This window comes from Eubacterium sp. AM46-8 (assembly GCF_003466705.1).
Taxonomy (GTDB): domain Bacteria; phylum Bacillota; class Clostridia; order Lachnospirales; family Lachnospiraceae; genus Lachnospira.
Genome location: NZ_QSEU01000017.1, coordinates 1 through 18,098 on the forward strand (window position 1 = coordinate 1; position 18,098 = coordinate 18,098).

General features: G+C 38.4%; 20 protein-coding genes, 13 tRNA genes, 1 rRNA gene and 2 pseudogenes. 33 read left to right on the plus strand and 3 right to left on the minus strand.

Going from position 1 to position 18,098, the window contains the following annotated elements:
* The 20 genes from DW963_RS11045 to DW963_RS13335 all read left to right on the plus strand — a co-directional run.
* Positions 1-109 (plus strand): 23S ribosomal RNA (locus DW963_RS11045); the annotation flags it as partial.
* Positions 110-219: 110 nt separating this feature from the next.
* Positions 220-291 (plus strand) — tRNA-Asn (locus DW963_RS11050).
* Positions 292-354: 63 nt separating this feature from the next.
* A tRNA-Glu gene (locus DW963_RS11055) sits at positions 355-426 on the plus strand.
* A 29-nt stretch (positions 427-455) separates the two neighbouring features.
* Positions 456-527 (plus strand) — tRNA-Thr (locus DW963_RS11060).
* 4 nt (positions 528-531) lie between these two features.
* Positions 532-605: transfer RNA gene (locus DW963_RS11065), tRNA-Ile, on the plus strand.
* A 17-nt stretch (positions 606-622) separates the two neighbouring features.
* Positions 623-696: transfer RNA gene (locus DW963_RS11070), tRNA-Asp, on the plus strand.
* 39 nt (positions 697-735) lie between these two features.
* Positions 736-822, plus strand: a tRNA-Leu gene (locus tag DW963_RS11075).
* Between the two features lie 23 nt (positions 823-845).
* A tRNA-Arg gene (locus DW963_RS11080) sits at positions 846-919 on the plus strand.
* Between the two features lie 145 nt (positions 920-1,064).
* Positions 1,065-1,238: a hypothetical protein gene (locus DW963_RS13445; RefSeq protein WP_195367708.1), complete on the plus strand. Its 174-nt coding sequence runs from the start codon at positions 1,065-1,067 to the stop codon at positions 1,236-1,238.
* Between the two features lie 100 nt (positions 1,239-1,338).
* Positions 1,339-1,689, plus strand: a complete 351-nt coding sequence (locus DW963_RS11085; RefSeq protein ID WP_117915764.1) for a rhodanese-like domain-containing protein — start codon at positions 1,339-1,341, stop codon at positions 1,687-1,689.
* Positions 1,690-1,749: 60 nt separating this feature from the next.
* Complete coding sequence (locus DW963_RS11090) at positions 1,750-2,910, plus strand: THUMP domain-containing class I SAM-dependent RNA methyltransferase (protein WP_117915766.1); 1,161 nt, start codon at positions 1,750-1,752, stop codon at positions 2,908-2,910.
* 2 nt (positions 2,911-2,912) lie between these two features.
* Entirely contained in the window at positions 2,913-3,500 is a 588-nt protein-coding gene (locus tag DW963_RS11095) for an XTP/dITP diphosphatase (RefSeq protein WP_117915768.1), read from the plus strand.
* Between the two features lie 21 nt (positions 3,501-3,521).
* Entirely contained in the window at positions 3,522-4,004 is a 483-nt protein-coding gene (locus DW963_RS11100; protein ID WP_117915770.1) for a metallophosphoesterase family protein, read from the plus strand.
* Positions 4,005-4,149: 145 nt separating this feature from the next.
* Positions 4,150-4,224 (plus strand) — tRNA-Pro (locus DW963_RS11105).
* Between the two features lie 19 nt (positions 4,225-4,243).
* Positions 4,244-4,313, plus strand: a tRNA-Gly gene (locus DW963_RS11110).
* A 4-nt stretch (positions 4,314-4,317) separates the two neighbouring features.
* Positions 4,318-4,391 (plus strand) — tRNA-Arg (locus tag DW963_RS11115).
* Positions 4,392-4,438: 47 nt separating this feature from the next.
* Positions 4,439-4,512 (plus strand) — tRNA-His (locus DW963_RS11120).
* Between the two features lie 13 nt (positions 4,513-4,525).
* A tRNA-Gln gene (locus DW963_RS11125) sits at positions 4,526-4,598 on the plus strand.
* Positions 4,599-4,664: 66 nt separating this feature from the next.
* Positions 4,665-4,737: transfer RNA gene (locus DW963_RS11130), tRNA-Lys, on the plus strand.
* 745 nt (positions 4,738-5,482) lie between these two features.
* Positions 5,483-5,656: a PF20097 family protein gene (locus DW963_RS13335; protein ID WP_158568712.1), complete on the plus strand. Its 174-nt coding sequence runs from the start codon at positions 5,483-5,485 to the stop codon at positions 5,654-5,656.
* A gap of 197 nt (positions 5,657-5,853) precedes the next feature.
* Here DW963_RS13335 and DW963_RS11140 read toward each other — a convergent pair whose 3' ends face one another.
* Positions 5,854-7,152: a tyrosine-type recombinase/integrase gene (locus DW963_RS11140; protein WP_117915774.1), complete on the minus strand. Its 1,299-nt coding sequence runs from the start codon at positions 7,150-7,152 to the stop codon at positions 5,854-5,856.
* Positions 7,153-7,239: 87 nt separating this feature from the next.
* On the minus strand, positions 7,240-7,935 hold the full coding sequence (locus DW963_RS11145) for a helix-turn-helix domain-containing protein (RefSeq protein ID WP_502694424.1): 696 nt from the start codon (positions 7,933-7,935) through the stop codon (positions 7,240-7,242).
* Between the two features lie 171 nt (positions 7,936-8,106).
* Here DW963_RS11145 and DW963_RS11150 point away from each other — a divergent pair, with 171 nt between their 5' ends.
* The 6 genes from DW963_RS11150 (at position 8,107) to DW963_RS13450 (ending at position 11,037) form a co-directional block, all read left to right on the plus strand.
* Positions 8,107-8,322 (plus strand): helix-turn-helix domain-containing protein, encoded by a 216-nt coding sequence (locus DW963_RS11150; protein WP_004612412.1) that lies wholly within the window; start codon positions 8,107-8,109, stop codon positions 8,320-8,322.
* A gap of 247 nt (positions 8,323-8,569) precedes the next feature.
* A complete protein-coding gene (locus DW963_RS14175; RefSeq protein WP_502694425.1) occupies positions 8,570-9,367 on the plus strand; it encodes a MobA/MobL family protein in 798 nt (265 codons plus the stop codon).
* On the plus strand, positions 9,328-10,005 hold the full coding sequence (locus tag DW963_RS14180) for a hypothetical protein (RefSeq protein ID WP_502694426.1): 678 nt from the start codon (positions 9,328-9,330) through the stop codon (positions 10,003-10,005). Before DW963_RS14175 ends, DW963_RS14180 begins: the two co-directional genes overlap by 40 nt.
* Before the next feature lie 326 nt (positions 10,006-10,331).
* The gene (locus tag DW963_RS11160; protein ID WP_117536069.1) at positions 10,332-10,535 is read left to right on the plus strand and encodes a helix-turn-helix transcriptional regulator; all 204 of its coding nucleotides are present in this window, start codon (positions 10,332-10,334) and stop codon (positions 10,533-10,535) included.
* 1 nt (position 10,536) lies between these two features.
* Positions 10,537-10,851, plus strand: coding sequence for a DUF2178 domain-containing protein (locus DW963_RS11165; protein WP_248834609.1), 315 nt, complete (start codon positions 10,537-10,539; stop codon positions 10,849-10,851).
* A gap of 12 nt (positions 10,852-10,863) precedes the next feature.
* Complete coding sequence (locus tag DW963_RS13450) at positions 10,864-11,037, plus strand: hypothetical protein (protein ID WP_199669383.1); 174 nt, start codon at positions 10,864-10,866, stop codon at positions 11,035-11,037.
* Positions 11,038-11,169: 132 nt separating this feature from the next.
* Here DW963_RS13450 and DW963_RS11170 read toward each other — a convergent pair.
* Positions 11,170-11,583 (minus strand): annotated as a pseudogene (locus DW963_RS11170) (TnpV protein).
* A 350-nt stretch (positions 11,584-11,933) separates the two neighbouring features.
* Between DW963_RS11170 and DW963_RS11175 the strand changes: the two are divergent.
* The 7 genes and pseudogenes from DW963_RS11175 to DW963_RS11205 form a co-directional block, all read left to right on the plus strand.
* Positions 11,934-12,314: pseudogene (locus tag DW963_RS11175) on the plus strand (zf-HC2 domain-containing protein); the annotation flags it as partial.
* A gap of 186 nt (positions 12,315-12,500) precedes the next feature.
* Positions 12,501-12,836 (plus strand): nucleoside triphosphate pyrophosphohydrolase family protein, encoded by a 336-nt coding sequence (locus DW963_RS11180; RefSeq protein WP_117915781.1) that lies wholly within the window; start codon positions 12,501-12,503, stop codon positions 12,834-12,836.
* A 461-nt stretch (positions 12,837-13,297) separates the two neighbouring features.
* Entirely contained in the window at positions 13,298-13,918 is a 621-nt protein-coding gene (locus DW963_RS11185; protein ID WP_005334860.1) for an NUDIX hydrolase N-terminal domain-containing protein, read from the plus strand.
* 170 nt (positions 13,919-14,088) lie between these two features.
* Positions 14,089-14,490, plus strand: a complete 402-nt coding sequence (locus tag DW963_RS11190) for a DUF5688 family protein (RefSeq protein WP_117915783.1) — start codon at positions 14,089-14,091, stop codon at positions 14,488-14,490.
* A gap of 197 nt (positions 14,491-14,687) precedes the next feature.
* Positions 14,688-14,873: a helix-turn-helix domain-containing protein gene (locus DW963_RS11195; RefSeq protein WP_117915785.1), complete on the plus strand. Its 186-nt coding sequence runs from the start codon at positions 14,688-14,690 to the stop codon at positions 14,871-14,873.
* Positions 14,874-15,044: 171 nt separating this feature from the next.
* Positions 15,045-15,716 carry a class I SAM-dependent methyltransferase gene (locus tag DW963_RS11200; RefSeq protein ID WP_286169341.1) on the plus strand — a complete coding sequence of 224 codons (672 nt, stop codon included), beginning with the start codon at positions 15,045-15,047 and terminating at the stop codon, positions 15,714-15,716.
* Between the two features lie 100 nt (positions 15,717-15,816).
* The gene (locus DW963_RS11205; RefSeq protein WP_117915789.1) at positions 15,817-18,087 is read left to right on the plus strand and encodes an EAL domain-containing protein; all 2,271 of its coding nucleotides are present in this window, start codon (positions 15,817-15,819) and stop codon (positions 18,085-18,087) included.
* The last annotated feature ends 11 nt before the right edge of the window (positions 18,088-18,098 follow it).

The following is an 18,098-nucleotide window of genomic DNA, read 5'->3' on the forward strand; positions in this document are numbered from 1 at the left end:
TAACGTAAGTTAGTAAGACCCCTTGAAGACGACGAGGTAGATAGGCAGAAGGTGGAAGTGTGGTGACATATGGAGCTGATCTGTACTAATAGGTCGAGGGCTTAACCAAAAGAAAAGGTTAAGACGGTTTGGATAGAACAAAGAGAGTTATTCTTAAGAGTAATCGGATGAAAGAATTTTAATGTGCAGTTTTGAAAGAGCAATCTTTCAAGTTTATAATCCTCGATAGCTCAATGGTAGAGCACTCGGCTGTTAACCGAGTTGTTGTAGGTTCGAGCCCTACTCGGGGAGTTATAAGAATGGATATAGGACAATAGGATAATTGTTCCAATTCATTCTTATATTTTTTTATACGGCTCCATGGTCAAGCGGTTAAGACACCACCCTTTCACGGTGGTATCAGGGGTTCAAATCCCCTTGGAGTCATAGAGTAGAACATAAAGGAAATTCAAATTGCCGACTTGGCTCAATGGCAGAGCAGCTGATTTGTAATCAGCAGGTTGTTGGTTCGACTCCGACAGTCGGCTTTTTGGACCTTTAGCTCAGTTGGTTAGAGCAACCGGCTCATAACCGGTCGGTCCTGGGTTCGAGTCCCCGAAGGTCCACTTGTTCTACTCGTTATGGCCTGGTGGCTCAGCTGGTTAGAGCGCCGCCCTGTCACGGCGGAGGTCGTGGGTTCGAACCCCATCCGGGTCGCTGCTATCATTATGATGGCAATAATTAATAGTACACCAAGCCGGTGTGGCGGAACTGGCAGACGCACAGGACTTAAAATCCTGCGGGACTTATACTCCCATACGGGTTCGATTCCCGTTGCCGGCACTAAACACGAGAGTGTTTAGGAAGTACGTGTAGCTCAGCTGGATAGAGCGTCTGGCTACGGACCAGAAGGTCGCGAGTTCGAATCTTGTCACGTACATTTATTTAACCTTGCAGATATGCAAGGTTTTTTTATTATCTGAGGAATATTTAATATCAAAATATATTTATAAGTGTTCTAATGAATAAAAACAGACAAAACAGCAATACTACATTAATGAAAAATATTAATGGAGGTTGATATTATGTCAAAGAACACATCAAAAAATTCAACAAATTCAAAGAATTCTACTAATTCCAGCAATTCAACAAACTCAAGAAATTCATACAATGAGACTAATTCCACAAACAGCAAAAACGAGTCATCTAAGAATTCTAAGAATAAGAAATCAGGTTCAGATGAGTCTGACTGCTATTAGTCAGAATATGGGTCGCATACGCGGCCTTACATAACAAAGTGGTAATAAAACGATATAATGAAAGTATAATATAATAAAATCTATATTATGCAGGTAACATATGTCATGTGAAATGGTTAGTTCCAGAAAAATAGATTATTATGTAAATGATCCCTATGTAACAATAATAGATATAAGAGAAGAAGCCAAATTCTTACAGGCAAGAATAAAGGGTGCTATACATTATGAATATAATAAGCTGATGGCAGATATAAATAATATATTCCGATACGGAAAAGTTTCGTATGAATTCAGACGATTATTCAGTAATAAAGAGAGAACATATATTTTTTATTGTGATAAAGGCGCGTTAAGTCTGATTGTATGCGAGAAAATGTCAAGACTCGGATATCGATGTAAGACAGTGGTTGGAGGATTTGAGGCATATAAGGGAAATTGTGTAATCAATTAACGGATTGACACTCATTTGCATAGGCATTAATATATATATAAATGTACATTTGGAGGATATATGAATACATACGAATTAATTGCTCCCTGCCATTTTGGCCTGGAATCAGTATTAAAAAGAGAAATATATGATCTTGGATATGATATATCATCAGTAGAAGATGGGAAGGTCACTTTTGTGGGCGATTCTGAGGCCATATGCCGTGCTAATATCAATTTAAGGACAACAGAGCGTATTTTGATTAAAGTGGGCCAATTTAAGGCTGAAACATTTACAGAGCTATTTGATAAAACCAAAGACCTTGAATGGGAGAAATTCATACCTAAGAATGGTAAATTCTGGGTTACCAAAGCTAATTCTGTTAACAGTAAACTGTTCAGCAGTTCTGATATCCAGTCAATTGTTAAGAAAGCAATTGTAGAGAGACTTAAAGAGCATTATAGAATCGGATGGTTTGAGGAAGATGGTGATTCTTATCCTATAAGAGTAACTATTATGAAAGATATTGTCACTATTGCACTTGACACGTCAGGTGATTCACTTCATAAGAGAGGATATAGGCCGGCAGCTGGAAAAGCTCCTATATCTGAGACACTTGCTGCTGCTCTTATTATGCTGACTCCTTGGAAAAGTGACAGAATTCTTGTTGATCCATTTTGTGGAAGTGGTACATTTCCAATTGAAGCAGCTATGATAGCAGCTAATATTGCACCGGGAATGAATCGTAAGTTTACTGCACAGAAGTGGACTAATATAATTGACAAGCAATTGTGGTATGATGCTGTTGAAGAAGCTGAGGATATGATTAATCTTGATATTGAAACTGATATCCAGGGATTTGATATTGACGCAGATGTTATCAGAAAGGCAAGAAGCAATGCGGAGAATGCCGGTGTAGAGAAGTTAATACATTTTCAGGAAAGAAGCGTGGCAGACCTAAGCCATCATAAGAAATACGGTTTTATTATAACTAATCCGCCTTATGGTGAAAGACTTGAGGACAAGGAAACACTTCCTGGAATATATTCTGCATTTGGACGACAGTTTGCAAAGCTAGATTCATGGTCAGCCTATATGATTACTTCATATGAGGATGCTGTCAAATATTTTGGCAGAAAGCCGGATAAGAACAGAAAGATATATAATGGAATGTTAAAGACATATTTTTACTCATTCCAGGGACCAAAGCCACCTAAGAAAGAGAAGGGACAGGACAGATAATTATGACTACAATTATTTTAGCGTCTAATAATAAGGACAAGGTTAAGGAAGTTAAAGAAATTCTTAAAGAATATAATATTATTTCTCTTAAGGATGCTGGAATTGACCTAGATGTGGAGGAAAATGGCACTACATTTGAAGAAAATGCGCTGATTAAGGCGAGAGCTGTCTGTAAACTTACAGGGCAGCTTACAATGGCAGATGATTCAGGACTTGAAATTGATTATCTTAATAAAGAGCCTGGCGTGTATTCTGCAAGATATATGGGACATGATACATCATATGATATTAAAAATGCTTCTCTTATTAAACGACTTGAGGGTGTTGAAGGGCAGGACAGAAGCGGCAGGTTTGTATGTGCCATAGCGGTGTGTTTTCCTGATGGAAGGGAAATTGTTAAGAGAGGCACAATGGAGGGGCTTATAAGCAAGGAAATCGTTGGAGAGAACGGTTTTGGTTATGACCCTATAGTTTATCTGCCAGAATATGGTAAAACATCAGCACAGCTTGATCCTGAAGAGAAGAATAAGATAAGCCACAGAGGTAAAGCACTTGAACTTATAAAGAAAGAACTGGATGAGTGTCTTTAATTGGCTCATTCTGGAGGTTTTATGCAGAGGATAATGATTGTTAGCGATTCACACAGAAGACATGGTAATCTGGCAGAGGCAATATATAATGAGCAGCCATTTGATTTACTCATTCATCTTGGTGATATAGAAGGAGAAGAAGATATAATACAGGAGCTTGCTGGGTGTGAAACAATAATGGTACCAGGCAATAATGACTTTTTTTCACCACTTCCAAGAGAACGTGAAATTGAGCTTGCCGGTAGAAAAATTTTATTAACACACGGTCATAATTATTGTGTTTCACTTGATTTACAGACTCTTAGGGAGGAATGTATAGCAAGGGGAATAGATATAGTTATGTTTGGACATACTCACAGACCATTGATTCTGGTTGAAGATGAACTGACATTTATTAATCCTGGAAGTATCTCATATCCACGTCAGGCAGACAAAAGATGCACATATATTATGTTAGAAATTGATGATAATGGCGAAATGACGTTTGATTTGAGATATGTATAAACCCAGTAAATATGCGGGTTCACAGATTTGCGGAGAAATTTTTAAAAAAAAATAAAAAAAATTCAAAAAAAGTGTTGACAGATAGTACACCTTATAATATAATCATTCTTGCGTTGCGGAACAGAGCAAACGCAAGAAACAAAAACGGGGTGTGGCTCAGCTTGGCTAGAGCGCTTGATTTGGGATCAAGAGGTCGCAGGTTCGAATCCTGTCACCCCGATTTACAACTTAATAATTATGCGGGTGTAGTTCAATGGTAGAACACTAGCCTTCCAAGCTAGATACGTGGGTTCGATTCCCATCACCGCTTTGTGTGTTCGTAGCTCAGCTGGATAGAGCAACGGCCTTCTAAGCCGTGGGTCGAGGGTTCGAATCCCCCCGGGCACACTTTTTTTTATGAGTCATGGCCAGTAGCTTATGACTTTTGCATTATGGTGGGTATAGCACAGCTGGTCAGCGCGTCAGATTGTGGCTCTGAAGGTCCAGGGTTCGAATCCCTGTACCCACCCTTTTTTTATTTCTTGGCTATCGCCAAGCGGTAAGGCACAGGGTTTTGATCCCTGCATTACGCTGGTTCGAATCCAGCTAGCCCAGCTCGGTAGACAGAATCCGAAGCTGGATGATTGAAATAGATAGCAGCTTATATTTAGTATATATTGTGGGCTCATAGCTCAGTTGGTAGAGCACTAGACTTTTAATCTAGGTGTCCCGGGTTCGAACCCCGGTGGGCTCATTAAGATGGGAATGGTTGAAAAACCATTCCCTTTTTTCTTTTCGTGCCTACTGACTAGGAGGGGAACGGTCGTCTTGTGAAGAAATTCATTCTTTATTATTTCCATGCATTAATTATTGTGATTTTGAAAACCCGCATAAACACTGGGAATGTTTGTAGGCAAGTTGGGCACTTTTGTGGCACTTGGTGTCAGGGAGAGTAGAATGATTGATAATTGTAGTTTTAACTTGGGTGAGTTTTATGTTAAAATGGGTAAAACAAATCGGAATTTACGGAGGGAAATAGTAATGGCACTGTTCCTACTGATTACATATATAGTGATTTTAATATTTCAAATAATATTATTTGTGATATCCATTCGCAAGAAAACAAAAAAGCTTTGGCGGATATTGTTTTCGGCAGAACTAGTTCCGCTGCTTATATCCATAGGACTGATGATTTACTATAATGATTTACCTGGATATGGATTTATGCCAGGACTAACTTATCTTGGAGAAACATTGTTTAGTTTAGGAGCGGTTGTTTTGTACTGTATAAATTTTCTGATTTCTATATGCAGTTATATTGCAATTTCAAATAAACAAACTTAATTTGAAGATTCCACATGTGTGTTTATTTGAGTTCTTTGAATGAGCTTAAATATAATGTTAAAATTTTAAAGAAGTTGGCGTGTAGTTGAATAGAAAGAGAAATCGTAATTTGATGACTTGTTAAAACAAATTTTTGAATATGGGAGGTTGATGAAATGATATGTCCTAAATGTGGGAAAAATATGGTACTTGGAGCACTTGGACCTAGTGCAAAAGGGGCATTGTATTGGGCAAGGGAAGACTATTTTAAATCTAAAGTTTGTATTTTTTTACAGAAGGAAATGCAATTAAAAATGGTGCTATTCATATTCCCGTTGGTAATGGAGTAACTCAAAATCGTACAAAAGCTTGGGCTTGCGAAGAATGTAAATATGTTCTAATAGACTGTAATTAGCTCTACAAATTCAAGTTTATCTATTCAACCCTCTATAAACCCTGTATTTTCAAGGCATATCGCCTATTAAATGTTCAAACCTTAGGTATTTTCCCTTGTTTTTGCCCTTATGAGCCGAAACAAGGGAAACTTTTATTCTCCGCCGATTACCTTATCCAGCAGTCTTGCGGAAGTACGCTTTGCTTCCCTTGTAGCGTGAGCGTAAATATTCATTGTGGTACTGACATCAGCGTGTCCGAGAAGTTCCTGCACATCTTTAGGTGCTGCACCGTTTGAAAGCAGATTGCTTGTATAAGTGTGTCTGAGCATATGGAAGTGGAAGTCCTCCAATCCCTCCACCTTTTTTCTCGCTGTCCTGCACATAATCCCCACCGTACTCGGTGCTTCAAATGCCCCGTCAGGTCTAAGGCAGACAAAGGATAATTCCTTGTACCCCTCTGGGACTTCCTCCGACCTCGGCAGACTGTAAACCTCATAGTAGGTGCGGTCTTTTTCTTTGACCTCCAAATAGTAATTAAGGCTGTACAGTTCCCCGTATCGGAAACGGTTTTTGTGCTGTTCTGTTTTCGCAGTTTTCAGGATTGCGGCAAGCGTATCGCAAAAGTCCACGGTGCGGATTTTTTTACGCTTTGTTGCTCCTATTTCTGTTTTGTGCCTTGCCCCGTTGTAACGCATACTGCGGCGTACTGTCAGATATTGTTCTTCAAGGTTGATGTCCTGCCAAGTCAGACCACAGACCTCTCCAATACGCAAGCCTGTATAGTAGGCTATCTGTATCGGAAGAAGTGCAGGATTGTTTTTCTTTTTCAGGAAGTCCTCTAATCTCTGATACTGTTCGTAGCTGAGCGTTGGTGTGGAGGCAGTTTCTCCGTCCTCGTCCGAGAACAGTTCGTATTCTTCTTTCTTTCCTCGCCATACCACATACTGCATCGGGTTAAAGGTTATCAGTCTTTTCGGGAATACCGCAAAACGGAACGCCCCTTGTAAAACAGCCGAAAACAATCGGAGATACCCTTTGCTGAGTGCCTTTGCGGTTGTACCGTCAGGATTTGTATCGCCAAAGCTGAGAAAGTCTATATACGCCTGTAAATGGTCTGCGGTTACGGTTTTCAGCTTTCGGTTTCCTATCGGGTGCTGTTTGATACGGTTGACCGTTCCCTGATAGGACATTACCGTACCATTGCTGAGATTGCCGGGTTTCAGTTCTTCCTCCACCCACAGATCGAGCAGCATACCAACTGTGATGTTTTCAGACTTCGCAACGAATTTCTTTTCCTCATAGTCAGCGATTGCTTTTCTGAGCAGGGCTTCTGTTTCAGACTTGCTTTCTGTTCCCACAAACTCTTTCTGTACTTTTCTGCCGCTTTCATCTTCGATATAGAAGCGTGCGTACCACTTTTTACCTTTTTTTCTTACAGAACCTTTTGCCATAGATAAATTTCCCCTTTCTATCCGTGGCAATCGAGACTGTGACATATGGTGTGCGTAAAGTAATAAGGTTACTTATACCGATGAGTGTCAGTCATCGTTTTCACTTGTCAAAGAGCCACGGAATTTTTCTTTTTCAGCAACCCTTTCTTCGGCTACTGTCACTATCCCGAACAGGTCGCCCATCTTTACAGCGGTGCGTCCCTCATCGTAGATATGTAAAATCCCATCTAAAAACTGCTTCATATCCTCGATAGGAAGTTCCATTTCTTTACGGTAAACTCTTTCCATAATCGCCCCTGACTCAATCGCATAGCGACGTAAGGACTGCTTTAAGCCCTCGTCCTCCGCTACACGGTCAACCTCAGCCATAGCGTCTGCAAAGTGATAAGTCATAACCGTATAGAGGTCAATCATCTTTCCGAGGAATGTCGTGAGCAGCTGTTGGTGCGGTTCTCCCTTTACCACAGAAGAAACCGTATCAAGATAATTTTTGATATGTTCCTCCATATCCCTTGCACATAAAGTGCGGCTGTCATACTCCTTATCTTCGGAAAGTCCTGTCAGCCATTCGGGAGTTGTCAGGAGTGCTTCTGCCAGCCCGTTGATAATCATTGTACGCTTCGGGTCTACACCGTCCGCTTCATATCTTTGAATGGTAGATTTATTTACCCCGACACGCTTACCAAGTTCGGGCATTGTTAAGTTTAATTCTGTTCGGCGTTCTTTCACTCGTTCACCGACCTGTTTTGCGGTGAATACAATTTCTTTTTTCAAGGTTTCCACCTCCTATTGCTGATAGTATAGCATAGTAAAACCTATTTTGCAACCATAAATTTAATAATAGACAAAAACATTCCTTAATAAGTTGCAAAATAAGTTGACAAGAGATAGCGAAATAAGTATAATTACAGATACATAGTTGCAAAATGCGTATTTTGAAAGGAGGTTGATAAAATGAGCAATATCAAAATGGGTTTAACCATAGAAGAAGCCGCAGAATGTACGGGTATCGGAAGAAATACAATGCGTAAGTTGGTAGACTGGGGCAAACTTCCCGTCCTCAAGGTCGGAAGAAAAGCGATTATCCGCAGGGATACTTTAGAGCGATTTATGAGCGTCAATCAGGGAAGAAACCTGCTCAATGAAAACGATGTCCGCAAAGTAGAATAACCGTTCTCCAAGCCCTCGGCGTTTGAGAGCGAAATACACCCCTCGCACAAATCTTCGATTTGTACTCTGGGTATTTCGCCCTTGCAGGGGGCTATGTATCACAGCTTCGGGCAAAGCACCGCCACTATGATACAGAAGAAAACAGCCCGCTGTTTTCTTCGCTGTCCGTCTGCTTACGCCGCCGAAACAGCGGCAACCGATTTCTCGGTTGCAAAAAGAGTATGCCCGTCACGGGAGGAAGGAGTATATGGCAAGACACAGTTTTATACAGATGTCAAAGCTACCCAATGTCAAGGGAAGAATATCCTATATCACAAGCCACGCAAGACAGGAAAACCTCTATGCCACCTACCGCACCGCCGACAATGAATTTTGGAGTAACCTTGCAAGGGAAAGCCAGCAGGAATTTAAGCGAAGCGGTACAGAGGGCAAATGTATTGAAGCAAGGGAATTGATTATCGCCCTGCCCGAAATTTATACAAGATACGAGCCGCAGGAAGTCCTTGAAGATTTTACGGAGGAGTTCCGCAGGCGGTATGGTGTGGAGTGCGTGTCAGCTCTCCACCACAACAAACGCAAGACAAACTATCATATCCACCTTATCTTCAGCGAAAGGAAACTGCTTCCTGAACCTGACATCAAGATAGCCACTCGCAGCGTGTTCTATGATGAAACAGGCAAAAGGGTACGCACCAAGAAAGAAATCATAGGAGAGGACGGACAGATACGAAAAGGCTGCACCGTCATAAAAAAGGGCGAGGTTTACGAAAGCCACCTCTTTACTGTGAAAGATGATAAATTCAAAAGTGAGCCTTTTCTTCGGGAGGTAAAGGAGATTTATACCGACCTTATCAATCGGCATATCTCCGATCCCGAACAGCAGTTAAAGGTATTTGATAAGAACAGCGTTTATCTTCCCACCAAGAAAATCGGCAAGAACAATCCCAAAGCCGCCGAGATGAAACGGATAATGCCGCAAGGCAGGAATGGAACAGGACAGCGGATATGGCACTCATATCGGGTATTTCCGAAGCAAAGATTTTAGAAGTCAAGCAGACCGAGATACACAACAAAGCAAGCCAATCTATAAAAAGCAAAGGCTGGCTGCCCAATCTGTTCCGTGGGATTGTGACAAAGGCAAAAGATTTTCTTCAAAACCTTATTCGGGAAAAAGATATGCCGCCCAAGCCTACACTTGATATTGATATGGCAGAGTTCCGTCATATGCGAAATCTGATGATAAAGGTACAGGATAAGGCAATGGAAATTAAAAACTTGCGGGATAAAGTTTTGCCGCAGTTGAAACAGCAGCTTGCCGATACAAAGGGGCTTTTCAAAGGTAAAGAACGAAAAGCGTTGGAGGTAAAAATCAAAGAAACCGAAGCGGAGGTTGCCGACAGGTTGGATAAAATCCCCGATACACTCAAAGCGGACGGTTATCCCGATGTACAAGTTTTTATGAGGACTTTCCGAGAAATGGAAAGCGTTGTAGAACAGTACAACCGTGACCTTGCCGAGTGGGAATATCAAGTCAGCAGGAAACCGACAGCCGCCGCTAAAGAACAGCACAGACCACCCGAAAAGCAGAGCGTGCTAAAACATCTGCGTGAGATACAGGAACGCAACAAGCAGAAACCACCGCAAAGACAGCGTAAGAAATCCATTGACAGAGATAGCCGATAGGCATTGAAAAACCGCCGTTACGGTTTTGCCCATAGCGGCGGCATACATAATATTCTATTTGTTCTCACAATTTTTAACAAACGCTTGAACAACTGAGAAAATTCTCATATGCAGTAAAGAAGCAAGTAACTGAAAACAAGCGATAGACCTCCAGTTTGTTTTATACATTTCCACAATGCAAAAACTATGAAAACCTCTCAGGTTACTATTTACCAACTATGAAAACCTTTCTCTCTATTTTTGTTATTATCACTTGACAAAATGTAATGAGCATATTACACTATGTATGTAATTACTTAGTTACATTTTGGAAAGGAGAGATGACTTTGATATGGAATAGGATTAAAGTTCTACGAGCCGAAAGAGATTGGACACAAGCAGATTTGGCAGATAAGGTTGGGATTTCTCGACAGGCGGTTATATCAATAGAAAAATATAAATATACTCCGTCTTTGGAGTTGGCTTTTAAGATTGCAGAAGTTTTTGGCGTTTCTATTGATGAAGTTTTTGAGCATAGGGAGGATAAATAACATGAATGAACAAATAATTATCTTAGTTTTTCTCATTATCGCATTAGGCATAACTCTTTGGTTATATATTTCAAAAGCCAAGAAGCAAGTGAAATACAGAGGAGATGAACGCTGGCAACTGATACAATTAAAAGCGAGTAATGCCGCAAATCTTGCACATTCGATTTTGATAGTTTTAATTGCTGTTCTACCACTTTTTATAAATATGCAAACAACAGTTACACTCCAACGAGTTTCAATTTTTGCTTTGCTCTATATTGGAATACGCAATTTAATTGAACTGGTTGCAACGATTTATTTTGACAAGCGATTATAATGTGGACACAAAATGTTTAAGAATACAAATATTGCACATGAAATCCTGCTGGCGGTATTGTTACTTTGCACAGCATATCTAGTATATTTGATTATAGTCAATCCATTGGGTAAGCATGACATTATACTTGCACTGGCTGTTACGATAGGATTTATTTCATTAGGACAGGAGAAGAAAAAAAGATAGATTTCTGCTTATCGAATGAATAGCAAAAACAGCCGGTCAAGATAAACGGGTTACACTCGCCGTTGACTGGCTCATCTGTCCTTGCGATATGGTAATTAAGAGAGCGACAGCAAAAATGCTGCCGCCCTCTTTTTAGGTATAAATCAGTTCGCTATATATAATTTCTCTCACCCTTGCTTGTATCTCATTCATTCTTCCAATCCATAATATCGGGCTTTCTGCTTTTAGTTGTTTGGTCACGCCCTCCCTGTCAGCCATTTGCTCGACCAAGCGGAACATCATATTTGTTGCCTGTTCGTTAATGTCAGCAAGGTAACTGTTCAACTTGCCGCTTGTGAGCAGTGTAATGTAAACCGCCCTTTTATGTTCCTACAAATAGCGTTTGTGTCGCTGTCCCCATAAGCCGATAGGCTTGTGTTCTTTTTCGGTTGGTAAAGTAAGACAAGGAATATAATAATCTCCCTGCAACTCATACCATAAACCGTTTCTTTCATCATAAATATACTTGTCCATTAAAAAATCCTCCGTTATAATATATTCGCACATATGTCACAGTTCTCCGATTGCCACACTCTGTTATATCTTGTTATGAGATTTTCTTGCCCTTGATTTTGCCCTTATAAGCACTCAGGGAAAGAGTAAACTTGTGTGAAATCATATAAAGGGATAAGGCGAACACACTGCGATAAATCCTTTATTTTCAAGGCTTTTGGAGGATTTTATTGATAACCTATGGAGAGCAATAATCACTCATAATTTTATGGTTTTCAAATTCAAGTTTGTAGAATTAAGAGAATCGGAATTTGACTAAGGAGGTTGATTGTATGAAAAAGTTGATAGCATTAGTTTTAGCGGTGGTTTGTGTGCTTGGCTTGGTTGGGTGCAACAACAAGACAGTCAATATTGATTTGCCTTTTGAGGTAGGTGATGTTGAAAATATAGAAATGTATCACTTTGTTGGAGTACCTGTGTCAGCAGAAAAGAAGGTCATTGTTGCCGAAGAAACCATAAAGAACTTGTATGATATGTTTGAGGGGCTATCCTTGGAACTCAAAGAGGTAGAGGAAACCGCTGGAGCAGAGATAACAAGTTTCAGATTTAACCTTTCTGATGGAACAAGTTATGAACTGATTTATGGCTGCTATGGAGTAAAGAAAGGCAATCTGAAATCTTCCACAGATAATTTTGAATACTTTACAAGTGCAGATATTAGCTCTTATTGGAGCAACACTGACTTAGAGGCAGTTCCCGTTGAAGAAAGCGAGTTGCCAAACTAAGCAGAACAATTTCAGTTTGTACATTATGGGGAATATTGGTGTGAAAAATAAGCTCGATAGCTTATTTTATCACACGGCTATTTGTTTATGAGCAGAACAAATAGCCATTGATGGCAGAGGAAAATTGCCTGCGCAAATTTTTCTTCGCCTCTTCGCAACAAAAGTTGCTCAGAAATGGAGATTAGAATGAAGATTAATGAATATCAGGAATTGGCAATGACGACTTTAAATCCTGAACTAAGCAAAAGAGATGTATTAATAAATAGTGTAATGGGATTATGTGGCGAATCAGGAGAAGCCATTGATATAGTAAAAAAATGGATGGCTCAAGGACATGAATTGGACAAGGAACATTTGGCAAAGGAACTTGGAGATGTAGCTTGGTATTTGGCAGAAGCTGCGACAGCACTAGATATATCTCTTGAAGATATTTTTAAAGCAAATATCGATAAATTAAAGATGAGATATCCAGACGGATTTGAAACAAAAAAATCTCTAGTGCGCCTAAAAGGAGATATATAAATTCATCAAAATATAATAGTATAATCATTATTGAAATTTCGGGCACTTTTCCGGCACTTATTTCATCACTAATCATTACACAGGCTATCGGCTCCTACTGGACTAGTGCCATAAAGGAGTCCAAAGAAAGCTAGTGTTTAAGCGGTCTCACGGCTTCGAACCCCGGTGGGCTCATTAAGATGGGAATGGTTGAAAAACCATTCCCTTTTTCCTTTCCGTGCCTACTGACTAGGAGGGGAACGGTCGTCTTGTGAAGAAATTCATTCTTTATTATTTCCATGTATTAATTATTGTGATTTTGAAAACCCGCATAAACACTGGGAATGTTTGTGGGCAAGTTGGGCACTTTTGTGGCACTTGGTGTCAGGGGGAGTGGAATGATTGAGAATTGTAGTTTTAATTTGGGTGAGTTTTATGTTAAAATGGGTAAAACAAATCGGAATTTAAAGGAGCGATAATCTATGAATAAAAACGAACAATGGCTAAAATGGGCAGTAGAATTACAAGCTATTGCTCAGGGTGGTTTGTTTTATGGAAAGGACAAATTTGATATAGAACGATATGAAAGAATCCGAGAAATTTCTGCTGAAATGATAAGCTATAAAACTGAAATATCTACAGAAAAAGTTCAAAATTTATTTTGCAGTGATGTAGGATATCAGACTCCTAAAATAGATACAAGGGCTGCGATTTTTAAAGACGGGAAAATATTATTGGTTCATGAAGCAAATGGTACTTGGTCATTACCGGGAGGTTGGTGTGATGTCGATATTTCCGTAGAGGAGAATACAATAAAGGAGGTCAAAGAGGAATCAGGACTTGATGTTACTGTAAAACGTGTGATTGCTGTTCAAGATAGGGAGAAACATAATCTTCCAATATATGCGTATAAAGTATGTAAGATTTTTATGCAATGTGAAGTGACGGGCGGTCAATTTAAAACGAATATTGAAACAACAGGTTTTGATTATTTTGGAATTGATGAGCTTCCAGAACTTGCAGAAGAAAAGAATAATAAAGAACAAATTGCGATGTGTTTTAATGCAATGCAATCAGAAAAATGGGAAGCTTTATTTGATTGACTTCCGGTTTTCTAAACTGACAACTTCAAGTTTATAGATTACATCTTATAAATCACCTGTAAATCACCAACTTTAAACTATATATAATAACTTTGATACAAAGAAACAGAGCAAGTACTTGAGTATAGAAACTTAAGTGCTTGCTTTTATTTTATTTATAGGAGGTTATTATGGATGACAAAATGAATGATGTGGTTGATGAAGTGCAGAAAAGACTTGGAGAAGAATATGAGGTCAAAAGGGTTGAAGTTATGAAGAACAATGACACAAAACTGAAAGGAATTCAGGTCAGGAGAAAAGACATGAATGTTGCAAAGATATGTTACTGGACTAGTGAATCAGTTGACGAGATTGTAGCTGTGATTAATAGAAGCCTGTTTCCTAAGTTTGATTGTGAAATCAATTTGGAGAAGCTAAAGGACAGGATTGTCTATACATTGGTGAATGCTGATTCTAATAAGAGCAGACTAAAGACTATACCTTACAGGCTATTGAAAGGTACGGATTTAGCCATTACATATAAGCTAATCATTGATATTGATTTCAATGCTACAGCTTCATCAGATGTCTGAGGCAGTGGAATGAAATGTAAATGGAAGTTCTAACTTGGTTGAGTTTTATGTTAAAATGGGTAAAATTAATTGTAATTTATAGAGAAAAGCACATGTCAAAGAATCTTTGCGTAACTATATAAGCAATGTAATGTGATGATTGCTTTATTTTGGACATTATTTTTCGGATAATATTATTGAAAGGAGGTCGTAATATTATGAATATAGGGAATCAAATATTGAACATTCGGAAAGAAAATCAATTAACACAAGAGGAGTTTGGCAAATTATTTCATGTTACCCGACAAACTGTTTCAAATTGGGAAAATGGAAAAAGTTATCCTGATTTGCAAATACTTGTAAGCATGAGTAATCAATTTGATATTTCTCTCCAGATTCATTGATAAGAGCTACAGCCATTATTGTTGGAATTGTAATGATAGGTATTGGCTGGTATAAGAAAGCAAAGATTGACAAAAAGGTAGTTCAATATATTAAAGGACATGATTAAATGAATTTAATAAGGGCGGTCCTGTTGTGAAGCATGTGTGAGAATAAAAGGAGATGGCAGCATTATGAACAAGGCATATGAGCGAGAAACAGAAATGTGGAATCAGGTATTTAAGGAATGTACACCTGTGGATTTAAGAACTTTAGATTTACAAGTGGAAACAATGTTTGACGAAGCGTTAAAGCTGTTTGCACAAAAAACAACAAATGTATTAGATTTTGGCTGTGGTACAGGAGATATTTCTTTTCAATATTTGCAGTATCAGCCTACACATAAAGTTTTAGGAATTGATGCTTCAAAAACGGGCATTGAATTTGCAATTGAAACAGCAAGATTAAGTGATTATAAAACGGCAACTTTTCTTGAAGGTACAGACCATACGGTAAAGCAATTAGAAGAAAATTCATTTGATGGAGTGATATTATCAAATGTGTTGGATGTAATGCCCAAAGATGTGTCAAAGGAGGTAGTTGAAGATTTAGAACGGGTATTGAAGCCTGGTGGATATTGGTTTATTAAAATGAATCCGTATTATTCAAAAGAAGAACTGGAAAGTTTCGGATATGAGAATATGGGAAATAACATTTATGAAGAGAATCATATTATGAGACTAAGACAGGCTACAACAAATTACTGGAAAGAAAGATTTGCACGTTTTGGAAAGGAAATTATTTATCTGGAATTTGAGTATCCGTGGCAGGAGGGAATGAATCGTCTGTTTGTTTACCAGAGTTAAAAGAATCTGGCTGTGCCACATTTGCAATAATAAGAAGTTTGCGCTATAATACTATTTAAACAAGTCGTGAAATTTAGTATTGATTTAGGAGATATCGCTTATGAGAGTATTTTATGGGCTTATTATTACGGCGGTAATTTTAATGATTGGAGCGTGTGCTTTAAAGGCATATAAAAAAGAGGGCGCATTGGCAAGAGTTGTGCTTTTATATGAGCTTGGTGCATTTATATGTGGGATAATATTTTTGGTATATACATATGTTCCAGGGACTACCATTACAGTGTTGTGCAAGGGACTTATTATGGCGAGTTTTGACTGGCTGCTTGTACTTCTTATGTATTATACCCAGTATTATACAGGCATGTTTAAGGGCATTGTGGGTGTAAAAGTTTTTATGATTGCCTATTCACTGTTTGAGACCGTTGCATTTTTGATTAATGCATGGACGAGATGGATATTTGATATAACAGATATATCGGATGACCAGATAATTGTTCAGTTTGCAAAGGGTAATGTTCTGGGCAGGTTACATTATGTATTTGCTTATGGCATTATGTTGATGCTTATTTTAAGTTATATAGTAATGGTTGAGAGAATGTCAAGATTCTACAGATTCAGGTATTTTGCTATTCTTATATTATTATTTGCTGCATCTTTGCTTGATATAATGACTATGTGGTCTGATTCAATATATGACATGTCAATGGTTGCATTTGGTATCATGTCTGTACTTATATATTATCTTACATACAGGTATGTTCCTAATGAGCTTATTGAGAATACATTTTCACTTATAATCAGGGATATGAATAGTGGAATTATATGCTTTGATAATGCTGGAAGATGTATATACTGTAATGGTATTGTTAAAGAAATGTATTCTATTACTGATAATATTAATGAAGTAGAGCATAATTATGCTAGCTGGCTTCAGACTCAGACAGAGCATGATAATAAGAAATTCAGGCAGACAATCAGCGAGGGGAAAGAGAGAAGAAGCTTTGATATTTCATATAATCGTGTATATGATGATAAGCATAATTTTATATGTGATTATTTCATATTTAATGATCGTACGGAAGCTGTTGAGCTTTTAGAATATGAAAAGTTCAGAGCTACACATGATAATCTCACGGGACTCCTTAATAAGGAGCAGTTCTATGAGGAAACTGCCAATGTAGTGAGAAACGACAGGAATCACAAATATTGTCTGGTGTGCAGTAATATTAAAGATTTTAAGCTTGTTAATGAGCTTTTTGGAATCGAAAAAGGTGATGAGATTATTAAAATGCAGGCGGGGCTTATTAAGGCTTCATCTGAAAGTGGCTATATATGTGGAAGAATCCAGAATGACAGATTTGCTGTGTGTATGCCGAAGGATAGTTTTAAGAATGAAGTAATGCAGAATAGCATTGTAAGTATACAGGACAGATTCAACAATGCATCATTTAAGATAAGGGTTGTAGTTGGTGTTTATGATATTGAAGATGTTGATGAGCCTGTAAGTAATATGTGTGATAAAGCATTTATTGCGAGCGAGACTATTAAGAATAATTATGAAACTAATATTGCATACTATGATGATAAGCTGTTAAAGAGAACTCTTGAAGAAAGAAGAGTTATCAGTGAGTTTGAAGGGGCAATTGAGAAGAAAGAATTTAAAATGTTTCTTCAGCCACAGGTTAATACTCATGGTAAGGCTTATGGAGCAGAGGCGCTTGTGCGCTGGCAGCATCCTGAGAGAGGTTTGCTGTCGCCATTCTTCTTCATTGATATTCTGGAGACTACAGGTCTTATATATAAGCTTGACATGTATATGTGGGAATGTGCAGCAGCTAAATTAAGTGAATGGAAGAAGAAGGGTGATACGGTTCATTATATTTCTGTAAATATATCTACTAAGGATTTTTATCTTATAGATGTATATGAGGTTATTACATCAATTGTCAAGAAATATGATATTGAACCTAAGATGTTAAAGCTAGAGATTACCGAGACAGCACTTATGTCTGATCTTAAGAAGAATATGGAGGTAATTAAGGCTCTCAGGGATTATGGATTTAAGATAGAGATTGATGATTTTGGTAGTGGATATTCTTCACTGAATATGTTAAAAGATATAAGTGCAGATGTTCTTAAAATTGATATGGCATTCCTGCGTGCTACAGAGAATGAGGTTAAAGGACAGGATATTCTGGAGACTATTATTTTTCTTGGCGGCAAACTTGGAATGGAAGTAATTACTGAAGGTGTTGAGACAGAGAAACAGCTTATTATGCTGACAGAGATGGGTTGTCATATATTCCAGGGATATTATTTCTCAAAGCCTATACCAGTCGAAGAATTTGAACAAAAATATATGAATGAATAATAGGAGGAAGT